Origin of the sequence: Streptomyces sp. TS71-3, assembly GCF_018327685.1 — a bacterium.
Taxonomy (GTDB): Bacteria; Actinomycetota; Actinomycetes; order Streptomycetales; family Streptomycetaceae; genus Streptomyces.
Genome location: NZ_BNEL01000001.1, coordinates 3006432 through 3014824, shown reverse-complemented (window position 1 = coordinate 3014824; position 8393 = coordinate 3006432). Strand labels below are relative to the sequence as shown.

8 protein-coding genes are annotated in these 8393 nt (G+C 69.8%); all 8 read right to left on the bottom strand.

Going from position 1 to position 8393, the window contains the following annotated elements:
- Positions 1-15: 15 nt before the first annotated feature.
- Positions 16-366 carry a hypothetical protein gene (locus tag Sm713_RS12290; protein WP_212909664.1) on the bottom strand — a complete coding sequence of 117 codons (351 nt, stop codon included), beginning with the start codon at positions 364-366 and terminating at the stop codon, positions 16-18.
- A gap of 4 nt (positions 367-370) precedes the next feature.
- Positions 371-865, bottom strand: a complete 495-nt coding sequence (locus tag Sm713_RS12285; RefSeq protein WP_212909663.1) for a YbaB/EbfC family nucleoid-associated protein — start codon at positions 863-865, stop codon at positions 371-373.
- Positions 865-3885, bottom strand: coding sequence for an AAWKG family protein (locus tag Sm713_RS12280; RefSeq protein ID WP_212909662.1), 3021 nt, complete (start codon positions 3883-3885; stop codon positions 865-867). Before Sm713_RS12280 ends, Sm713_RS12285 begins: the two co-directional genes overlap by 1 nt.
- Positions 3886-3944: 59 nt before the next feature.
- The gene (locus Sm713_RS12275) at positions 3945-4406 is read right to left on the bottom strand and encodes a type VII secretion system-associated protein (protein ID WP_212909661.1); all 462 of its coding nucleotides are present in this window, start codon (positions 4404-4406) and stop codon (positions 3945-3947) included.
- A gap of 128 nt (positions 4407-4534) precedes the next feature.
- Complete coding sequence (locus Sm713_RS12270; protein ID WP_212909660.1) at positions 4535-4858, bottom strand: WXG100 family type VII secretion target; 324 nt, start codon at positions 4856-4858, stop codon at positions 4535-4537.
- Between the two features lie 45 nt (positions 4859-4903).
- The gene (locus Sm713_RS12265) at positions 4904-5254 is read right to left on the bottom strand and encodes a WXG100 family type VII secretion target (protein ID WP_212909659.1); all 351 of its coding nucleotides are present in this window, start codon (positions 5252-5254) and stop codon (positions 4904-4906) included.
- 79 nt (positions 5255-5333) lie between these two features.
- The gene (gene eccB, locus Sm713_RS12260) at positions 5334-6884 is read right to left on the bottom strand and encodes a type VII secretion protein EccB (protein WP_212909658.1); all 1551 of its coding nucleotides are present in this window, start codon (positions 6882-6884) and stop codon (positions 5334-5336) included.
- Positions 6885-6902: 18 nt separating this feature from the next.
- Positions 6903-8303, bottom strand: coding sequence for a type VII secretion integral membrane protein EccD (gene eccD / locus Sm713_RS12255; RefSeq protein WP_212909657.1), 1401 nt, complete (start codon positions 8301-8303; stop codon positions 6903-6905).
- Positions 8304-8393 lie beyond the last annotated feature (90 nt).

Sequence of the window (8393 nt, the reverse complement as noted above, 5' to 3'; positions counted from 1 at the left end):
GGCCATGGGCGCAGCTCAGTGTTTTCCGTGGTGGTTCGCACCGGGGGCCGAGTTGCGGATGGCGTCCATGTTGCCGTCCTGCGTGCGGACGATGTTCTTGAGGTTGGTGTTCGTGCCGTCGGCGATGCCCACCACGGCGTCGGAGATCGACTTCACGGTGTCGCTGGAGCCCTCGCGCTCCTTCAGCTCACGCGGCTGGACCTCCTTGGCGAAGCTGTCGCTCTCGCCCGGCCAGGTCTTCGTCTCGTTCACGTTGTCGATGAAGTCCTTCATCATGTTCGTGGCGAAGGAGCTGATCGTCTCGATCTGGCGGATGCCGCTGTGCAGGCGGGCGGGGTCCGCGTAGTACGCGTTGTCGTCGCTCATGGGCCTACTCCTCCGGGTCCTCGGTGATCTCGTCACGCAGCCTGCGCCCGCCCCGGCGCCGGGCGGCGCCTGGTTCGTCCTCGTCCTCGAGGACACCCGGGCCGAAGATCTTCACCCAGTCGATGTCGATGGCGCTCAGCTCGGGCATGTGCCTGCTGGGCTCGGTGAAGGGCTGGAAGGTGTCCATCACCTGGCGGGCCATCCGCATCCGGGCCCGCCCCACCGTCTCCAGCACGCTGGCCGCGAGCTCGGACGCGGCCATGGTGCGGTACTTGTTCTCCAGGAAGCGCAGCCCGGTCAGCTCGCCCTGCGCGGAGACGGTGACCTCCACCGCGCGGTCCTTGGACCGCAGGGTGGCACTGGCGCCGCGCAGTTCCTCCTCGGCCTTGGTCACCGCGGCCTCGGTGGCCTCCAGGTCGGCCATCGCCTGCGCCAGCCGCTCGCTGATCGAGCCGAGCGGGCTGGAGGCCGCGTCGGAGCCCTTCCGCTCGGCGTTCATCAGCCGATCACCGCCGGAGCCCCGCCGTCCTCGGTACCCCAGACGTCCTCTTCCTCGTCCACCACGTAGCTGGGCCGCTCGCCGCTCTCGGTGGACCGTCCGCCCTGCTTGGCACCGGGCGTCGTCGAGCCGGGCGCACCCGAGCTGGTAATGGAGCGCCGCGGCGGCACCAGGTCCTCGCCCTCGTCGACCGCCTCACCGCGGCGGGACGGCCGCCGGAAGGCGCCGTCGCTCTCGCCGTGCACGGTGCGGACCCGCTCGCCGTTGTTCGAGGAGCCGCCGGCGCCACCGCCGCCCATGCCGCCACCCATGCCACCCATGCCGCCGAGGCCCGGGTTGAGCGGTGTGCCGCCGGGCGGGAACCCCGAGGCGGCGGCGGCATTGGCGGCACCGCCGGCCGGGGCGCCGAGCGCGCCGCCGTTGAACGAGGGGTCCTGGAGGTCCTCGAAGGAGGAGGCCGCGTCGTGCCCGCCGCCCGACGACAGGCCGGAGTTGAGGGGGCCCGAGGTGTCCGGCAGCCCGCCGTGGTGGCCGCCGCCGGTGTCGAGGTTCGGGACGTTGAGGTCGTGCCCGGAACCGAGGTGGTTGAGCTTGTCCAGGGTGTCGTTGAGACCGCTGGTGTCGAGGTTCCCCTGACCGTTGTCCCCGCCGTTCAGGTGGCTGGTGCTGGTCGTGCCGTCCGGGTTGGTCGTCTGGAGCGTGCCGTCCGGCTTGACGACCTGCGTGGTGCCGTCGGGGAACTTCGTGGACAGCGACCCGTCGGGGTTGAGCTTCGTCGTGCTGCCGTCCGGGTTGTGGACGCTCTGGCCGGTGTCCAGGTGCGAGGTGTGCTGGGTGCCGTCGGGCGAGGTGGTCGTGACGGTGTGGTCGTGCGGGTTGATCGTCTCGGTGGAGCCGTCCGGGAACTTCGTGGACAGCGATCCGTCGGAGTTGAGGTGCGCGCTGCCCCCGTCCGGGGTGCTGAACGAGCCCAGCTGGGGGTTGAGGGCGGAGTGGCTGGTCGAGCCGTCCGCGTTGGTGGTGGTGACGGCCCCGGTGGACGGGTCGACGGTGCTGCTGGTCCCGTCGGGGAACTTCGTGGTCAGCGAGCCGTCGGGGTTGAGCTTCGTCGTGCTGCCGTCCGGGTTGGTGACGGTCTTGTTCGGCGACAGGGTGTTCACGCTCGTCTTGCCGTCGGGCGACGTGGTGGTCATCTTGCCCGTGGACGGGTTGAAGGTGCTCGTGCTGCCGTCGGGGTTGGTGGTGGTCAGCGAGCCGTCGCTGTTGAGCTGCGTCGTGCTGCCGTCCGGGTTGGTGAGGCTGTTCAGGCCTTCCTTGTCGCCGCCCGTCAGGGGGTTGTTGTTGGCGCCGTTCAGGCCGTTGTTCAGCGGGCCGTTGGAGAACAGGGCGTTGGGGCCGCCCGGCCCGCCTGCCAGGCCTGCCAGTCCGCCGGGCCCGCCGCCCAGCGCCCCGAGGCCGCCCGGCCCGCCGCCGAGGCCGGCGAGGTTGTTGTTCAGGCCGCCGAGACCGCCGTTCAGGCCGTCCCCGATGCCCTTCAGGCCGTCGTTGAGGCCGCCGCCGAGGCCGTTCAGGCTGTTGTTGAGACCGTCGCCGACGTTCTTGAGACCGTCGTTGAGGCCGCCGCCGAGGTTGCTGAGGTTGTTGTTCAGCCCGCCCAGACCGTTGTTCAGACCGTCGCCGACGTTCTTCAGGCCGTCGTTCAGGCCCTTGTTGATGTCGTTGAGGTTCTGGTTGTTCTGGTTCAGGGCGTCGTTCAGCTTGTCGTTGGCGTCGTCCTTCTCCTTGTCGGCCTCCGCCTTCTCCTTGTCGGCCTGCTCCTTCGTGTTGATGTCCGACAGGCTCTTGGTGTTCTTCGTCTCCAGTGGGTCGCCGAAGTTCTCGCTGGCGTCCGCCCAGGCGGTCTTGAGGGCGACGAGGGCGTTGCCCGCCGCCGGCGTCAGCACGTCGTCGACGTGCTTGTTCCAGCGCTGGACGGCGTCCTCGCCGACCTTCTTCCAGTTCGCGAAGTTGGTGAGATCGCCGTAAACCGGGTGGGTCGAGGTGAACTGCCCTGTGACGCTGCCGTCCTTCATCACCTGGGTGGCGTTGTTCTGGATCACCCAGGTGGTGAGGTCGGCCAGGACGTTGAGCAGCCACCGGTGCGGCCAGTGCGCGCCGTAGCCGGTGGCCCAGTTGCCCCACGCCGTCTGGAGGGCCGTCGCCTGGTCGTACAGGTTCCGCTGGGCCTTGGCCATGCTGTCGGCGTACTTGGACGTGGGTGTGTAGCCGCCCACGGTGGTGTTGCTCGCGGCGTAGTTCTCGCCGCCGAGCTGCTCCACGTAGCTCTCGTAGTTCTTGTTGAGCATGTGGAGCAGGTTCCAGAAGACGCCGGCCGCCTGCCCCTTCCACGAGGCCTGCTCGCTGCCCAGCGACTTCTCCCAGGCGGCGAGCGTCTTGCCGTGCTCGGAGAAGAACTTGGTGGTCCTGTCGAAGGACTTGGCGATGTCCTCGAAGGTGTTGAGGTCCACGCTGTCCTCGTGGGGCACCGTGGCGCCGCTGTAGGCGAAGTTGTACGTGGTGTGGTCGTTGACGAGTTTGTCGAGCGCCGCCCGCGAGCCGCTGATGTACTGGGACATCGGCCCGGTGTCCCAGTCGGTGTGCGTGTAGCTGCCCTGGAACGGGCCGCCCTCGCTCATCTGGCCGTCGTCGGGGAGGTCGACGACGCCGTTGACCTCCGGCACCCCGATGAAGACGAGCCTGGCCTTGTAGAGGCCGGCGGCACCCGCTCCGAACCTGGCGTAGAACGGCAGGTCGTAGGTCTCGCCCTTGGGCAGCCAGACGCCCTGGGCGAGCCCGGTGAAGTCGTCCGTCGTGAGGCCGGCCACGGGGTCGGGACCCTGGATGTCCCCCCGGAAGAGCGGGATCTTGTCCGGGACGCTGCTGATCTTGTCGAAGAGGGTGGCCCTGTCCGGCATCGGGTACCCCGTCAGGAGGTTGATCGCCTGACCCCAGACGTCGTTCTGACCGAAACTAGCTGCCATGACAGGACTCCGCGGGACGAGCTCAGGGGGACGGGGGGAGGAACACCGGTGTCAGCGGGTCAGCTCTTCGAGTCGGATCCGCTGCCGGATCCGTCGGTGAGATCGCTGTCCACGTCGGAGAAGATGTCGAGCAGCTTCTCGCCGTCGATCGCCGCGAGGCCGCCGCTCTGGTTCTTCAGCAGCGTGTCCATCGTCTCCTGAAGGTCATCGTCGATGTCCTTGAAGAGCTTCTTCTGCGACACCAGGATGTCGTCGACACCCTGTGCCGCGTCCTTGGTCTTCGTGTTCAGGCTCTGTCCGCCCACCGAGTCGTCGCCGGCCATCAGGCCGATCACCAGCGGGCTGGAGACCTCGCCGAAGGTGCTTCCGGTGATCAGGAGGCCGCCGAGGATGCTCTTGAGCGACTTGACCCCCGCGGGGTCGTCGTTGCGGATGGCATCGAGATCCGTGAGGAAGTCGGCCAGGTCGTTCTGCTTGAACTGGGTGAGCGCGTGGCTGTCGAGGTGCGTGAGGTCCGCCATGACGTTCTCCGGATCTACGCCGGCCGTCCGGCCTGCGGCCGGACGGCGGACGACGGGGGGTGGGCACGAAGGAGGGGGTCCGGACACCCTGTCCGGAGGAGGGTCCGGACACCCGGTCCGGGGCGTGCTCAGCGGCCGATGGTGACCTCGGACCACATCTGCGAGAGCGAGTTCTCGCTGTACTTGTAGTTGCCGGAGATGTCCGTCAGCAGCGAGGCGTGCGAGGTCAGCAGCTGCTCCATGTTGTGCACCGCCTGGTCCCACGCGGCCTGCTTCTGCGTGTAGACGTCGGCGTCGTTGCCGTACCAGCTCGCCTTGAGGGCACCGAGCTCGGCCTCCAGCGACGACAGCGTGTTCGCTATCGCCCGGGTCTGGGCGACCATGTCGTCGGCGGCGTTGGCCATGTGGTTGTAGCCGACGTAGATGTAACCATCCGTCAGGTTGTCAGGCATCGATCGTCCCGTCTCGGGTGGGGGTTGCGGAGGGGGAGGGCCGGGTCAGCCGGCGAGGGCCTGGAAGGCGGCCTCGGAGGACTGGAAGGCCTGGTTGATGGAGTCGTTGGACGCGCCCTGCTGCTTGCCGTGCTCGACGAGGCTGGTGTTCAGCTTGTCGATCATGTCTTCCAGATTCTTCAGGATGACATTCGCCTGCTCGTCCCACTGCTGGAGAAGCTGCCCGAAAGCGCCGCCGTCGCTGCCCTGATAGCCCTGCGACAGGTTGGCCCGGGTGCCGTCCACGTCCGACCGCGCCCTCATGATGCCGGTGAAGGCCTGTTCCAGGGCCTGAACGCCATTCCGGGTCGCTTGCTCGCTTGAAGCTTGGATGTTGCCGCTGCCCGTGTCTGCCATGGCACACCTATTCGTTGATCACAAATGTCGAGCGAGAGCCTAGAAAGGATCTCGTTTAGGTTGCAACTAGCTGTGTATTTCACTCAGATGTCGATATGGAAGCGTTACTTCCGGCATGCAGAGCGCCTGCCGGGGCCACAGGAGCTCCTGTGGACACCTTCCCGCAGCTCGGCGGCGTGGTCACAGGAACTCCACCGGCGGCGGCCTCCGGGCTCAGGTCGGGACCCGAGGGGAGCATCTGGAGCAAGGGGGACGGCAGCGGCTGCACGGCGTCCTCGGTGTAACCGAGCGACTGGAGCGCCTTGGCCGTCGGGATGCGGAATTTCACACCGGTGTCCGTGACGAAGTAGGTCGTGTTGCCCACCGTCGAACCGCCGGAGGAGAGCGCGCGCACCAGCACGCCGTGCCCAGGGCGGACCATCACCGCGTCGACGGGCAGGCAGGGCCTCGCCAGCTCGTCGTCGGCCGGCTGCGTGACCGGGCCGAGGGAGGAGAGCGGCACCTGCACGGTGGTGACCTCGGTGCCGTCGCCGCTGGGCCGCACGCGGGCGCAGGCCGCCGTACCCCTCTGCATGTCGGCGACGCGCGGCGGGGAGGGCGGCATGCCCGTCGCCGACAGGGAGTGCCCCGCCGCTCCGGGTGCCATGTGCTCCTTCATCGTGGCCGCGCCCATCGGCATGGCCTTGGGCGCGGCACCGCCGTAGGCCTTCTGGCGGGTTGCGTGGTCACCGAGCACCAGGGCGGCCTGGGTGTCCGTGAGCGGCACCAGGCCGTCGTGGCGCATCAGGTAGTAGTGCGCGTCGGAGCCCGGCACCCGCACCTGGAACACCTGGCCTACGGTGCTGGGCTTGCCCTCCATCGAGGGTCCCGGCTCGCCCCGGCCGGGCACGTCGGGCGAGACGAGGCCGGGTCCGGGGACCAGCGCGTCGAGGAAGGCCGCCGACACGGGGCGGGGCGTGACGGCGCCGTAGCCCAGCGAGCTGGCCGCGCCGGAGGCGGCGTCGAGGCGCAGCCGGCTGCCCTGCCACACCAGGTAGGTCGCCTTGTCGGGTCCCTGGACGATCAGGCCCTGGCTCGCGCCGAGGCCGGTGGTCTCCATCGGGGAGCCGGCCACCAGCGAGGTGACCGGGGCGGTCGTGGTGTTGCCGCCGTCCGACTCCTGCATCCGCACCGAGGAGCACACCTGCCAGGGGTCGCTCTCCAGGTCGCCGGCCGCGGGCAGCGCGTCCGGGGCGCCGGGGATGCCGACCGGCGTCCCGGTGGGCGTGTCGCGCAGCGAGCTGCTGCCCACGTCGGCGGTCTTGAGGCTGGTGCCGCCGATCAGGCGGGCCGACGCGTAGTTCCGCACCGGCCGCAGCCGGCCCCCGACGAACAGGTAGCGGCCGCCGGTGTCCTTGTTGACGATCAGGCTCGTGGAGTTCCGCCAGGAGTCGTTGCCGCCGGGCGCGATGAGCCCGTACACCACGGAACCGGCCGCCACCACGACGGCGATGATGATGCCGATCAGCACGGCGCGGGTGGTGCGCCCCAGAGGGGACTCCGGGGCGTCCGGGTCGGCGAGCAGCATGCCGGAGGTCAGCCGGCTCATGATGAAGGTGTGCGCCTGGACCTGGTCGCGCTTGGAGCGCATGGCTCTGTTCCCTCCCCGTCAGCCGTTGAGACCGCGCAGGGTGCCGAAGACACCCAGCACCCACAGGGTCAGCGGCAGCAGGCTGATCGCGAGCATCGAGTGCAGCAGTTCGGCCCCGCGGCCCCAGTAGGGCGACATCCGCCGGCCCGGAACCGTCCAGGAGACGATCGCGAGCACGGCCGCGAGTGCCAGCATCACGACCACGAACCCGGGACGCTGGTCCTTGTGGAGCCCGGCCGCGGTGCCCAGCAGGATCATGAGGATCCCCGCGGCACCCGGCAGGGCCAGCGTGAGGCGCTGCCAGACGTTGACCATGCCGCGGCCGTGCAGCAGCAGGAGCAGCGACAGCGCGACGGCCACCAGCAGCTCCGGCAGGTCCGGGCGCCTGACCAGCGTGAGCAGGCAGCCGACGCAGATCACTCCGGTCGCCCCGTACAGCGCGGTCATCCAGCCGCTCGCCAGCTCGGTGCGCACGGCGACGTCCCGGCCGTTGTAGGGCTCGATGCCCTCCTGCAACTGCCGTGCGGTGGTGGGCATCGCGGGCATCCGCATCCCGGCGAGCCGGAAGGACAGCGCCGGCACGAACCCTCCGAAGAGCACGACCACCGAGGCCACCACGGCGGCGGCGCTGTCCGCCGGCAGGTCGAACACGCTCATCAGCGCCCCGGCGAGGGTGGCCGCGATGACCACCACGGCGGTGGCGAGGAACAGCGGCGCGTACACCGCCACCGCGGCGAGCGCCAGCACCGCACCGCCGGCCCCGGCCGCTCCGGCGGCCAGCAGCTTGGCGCCGAGCACGTGGTAGGCAGCCGCTCCGCTGATCTCACCGCCGGGCAGCAGCCAGCCGGCCAGCGCCAGGCTGGGCGCCGCCATGAAGCCCAGGGTGGCACCCGCCTCCGCGTCGCCCACGGCGCGGCTCGCGGAGGCCGCTCCGGCGAGCAGCAGCAGGCCCGTCACGCCCGCTGCCGCCGCCCGGACGAGCACGGGGCCGCCGGGCCAGGCCAGCAGGGCCAGCACGGTGGTCAGGATGACGACGACCCAGCCGCGCAGCAGCCGGCGGCTCGCGGCGGGGGTCCAGCCGTGCAGGCGCTCGCGGGTGACGTTGGCTATCCCGTCGACGAGGTCGTCGAGGCGCACCTCGGGAAGCTGCTCGGTGTGCGGGCGGAGGTACAGCGCCTCGCCGTCGCGCACGTCCAGCGTCTCCAGGGTGCCTTCCTCGTCGAGCGGCCGCTCGCCGGCGCGCTGGAGGACCCAGCCACCGTGTTCGAGACCACTCTCCTCAAAATCTGCACCTGCGTACCTGAGGAGGGCGGGCAGGAGGTCGGCGATGGGCACATCCGCCGGAACCGCGAGGTCGAGTGACGTGGCAGGGGCCCGGATGGTGAGTCGGCAGAGACTCGCCACTGAACTTTCGGACATGGTGGGGACTCACACTTTCCTGAAGAGCACACGACCCGCTTGGAAGTGGGTGGGGGTGGCATGCAGACTACAGATGCCGTCCGTGGCCGG

Bases quoted from the DNA above. Each gene is read 5' to 3' on its own strand.
- Sm713_RS12270 (WP_212909660.1), bottom strand. From the start codon at position 4,858: ATGCCTGACAACCTGACGGATGGTTACATCTACGTCGGCTACAACCAC.
- Sm713_RS12275 (WP_212909661.1), bottom strand. From the start codon at position 4,406: ATGGCGGACCTCACGCACCTCGACAGCCACGCGCTCACCCAGTTCAAG.
- eccD (WP_212909657.1), bottom strand. From the start codon at position 8,303: ATGTCCGAAAGTTCAGTGGCGAGTCTCTGCCGACTCACCATCCGGGCC.
- Sm713_RS12285 (WP_212909663.1), bottom strand. From the start codon at position 865: ATGAACGCCGAGCGGAAGGGCTCCGACGCGGCCTCCAGCCCGCTCGGC.
- Sm713_RS12290 (WP_212909664.1), bottom strand. From the start codon at position 366: ATGAGCGACGACAACGCGTACTACGCGGACCCCGCCCGCCTGCACAGC.
- Sm713_RS12265 (WP_212909659.1), bottom strand. From the start codon at position 5,254: ATGGCAGACACGGGCAGCGGCAACATCCAAGCTTCAAGCGAGCAAGCG.
- Sm713_RS12280 (WP_212909662.1), bottom strand. From the start codon at position 3,885: ATGGCAGCTAGTTTCGGTCAGAACGACGTCTGGGGTCAGGCGATCAAC.
- eccB (WP_212909658.1), bottom strand. From the start codon at position 6,884: ATGCGCTCCAAGCGCGACCAGGTCCAGGCGCACACCTTCATCATGAGC.